Below are 1,376 nucleotides of genomic sequence, written 5' to 3'. Positions count from 1 at the left end.
GGGGGTGGTGTCACCAGCTCCGGAGGCATCGACAGACCGCTGATTAGGGGCATGACCACCGGCTTCTTCGCAGGTCGGGAGGCTCTTCGTAATGTGGATGTGGCGATCGGTGCCGTGGGACGGCCGGGCGAGGACGACCGGAGGACGAGCGTGATCGACGTCAGTGACATCGGTGCCTTCCTCGGTCTGGACGTCGGCAAGGGCGAACACCACGCCACCGCCGTCACCCCGGCCGGGAAGAAGGCATTCGACAAGCGGCTGCCCAACAGTGAGCCCAAGCTCCGCGAGGTGTTCGGGAAGCTGCAGGCCAAGCACGGAACGGTGCTGGTCGTGGTCGATCAGCCGGCCTCCATCGGTGCCCTGCCTCTGGCGGTGGCCCGGGACATGGGATGCCCGGTCGCCTATCTGCCCGGGCTGACGATGCGGCGGATCGCTGATCTCTATCCGGGCGAGGCCAAGACCGATGCCCGCGACGCGTTCGTCATCGCGGATGCCGCCCGCGTCATGCCGCACACACTCCGATCGGTCGATCTTGAGGACGAGACCATCGCCGAGCTGGAGATGATCGTCGGCTTCGACGACGACCTGGCCGGCGAAGCCACCCGCATCAGCAACCGCCTGCGCGGCCTGCTGACGCAGATCCATCCGTCGCTGGAACGCGTCCTGGGGCCGCGGGTCCAGCACCCGGCCGTGCTCAGGCTCCTCGACCAGTTCGGGTCTCCCGCCCAGATACGCAAGGCCGGGCGGCGTCGGCTCGTGACGCTGATCCGTCCGAAGGCACCGCGGATGGCCGAGCGTCTCGTCGATGACATCTTCACCGCGCTGGACGAGCAGACCGTCGTCGTCCCCGGCACGGATGCGGCAGCACTGATCGTCCCCAGCCTTGCCAGCTCACTCCAGGCAGTGCTTGACCAGCGGAAACTCCTCGCCGCACGAATCGAGGAACTGCTGGAGGCACACCCTCTTTCGAAGGTCCTGACGTCCATGCCGGGGATCGGCGTCAGGACCGGAGCCAGGATCCTCATCGACGTTGGCGACGGCCGTTCGTTTCCGTCCGCCGCCCACCTTGCCGCATACGCCGGCCTTGCCCCGGCAACCCGCAGTTCGGGCTCGTCAATCCGTGGCGAGCAACCGTCCCGGAGAGGAAACAAGCAGCTCAAACGGGCGTTCTTCCTCTCCGCGTTCGCAGCCCTGGCCGACCCGGCCTCCCGCAGCTACTACGACAAGAAGATCAGCCAGGGCAAGCACCACACCCAAGCCCTCCTCTGCCTCGCAAGACGACGAGCCGACGTGCTCTTCGCGATGCTCCGCGACGGCACCTTCTACGAACCCCAACCCGCCCCATCAGCTTGACCAAACTCATAGGGGCACCCCCC

General features: G+C 66.9%; 1 protein-coding gene. It reads left to right on the top strand.

All coding sequences use genetic code 11. The features are described from left to right. The first annotated feature begins 150 nt into the window (after nucleotides 1-150). A complete protein-coding gene (locus ACGF5T_RS36030) occupies nucleotides 151-1,353 on the top strand; it encodes an IS110 family transposase (protein WP_366769592.1) in 1,203 nt (400 codons plus the stop codon). The last annotated feature ends 23 nt before the right edge of the window (nucleotides 1,354-1,376 follow it).

The organism is Streptomyces sp. NPDC047853 (genome assembly GCF_043204535.1).
Classification (GTDB): Bacteria; Actinomycetota; Actinomycetes; order Streptomycetales; family Streptomycetaceae; genus Streptomyces.
The sequence above is the reverse complement of the archived record's forward strand: the minus strand, read 5'-3'. Positions and strand labels throughout refer to the sequence as shown.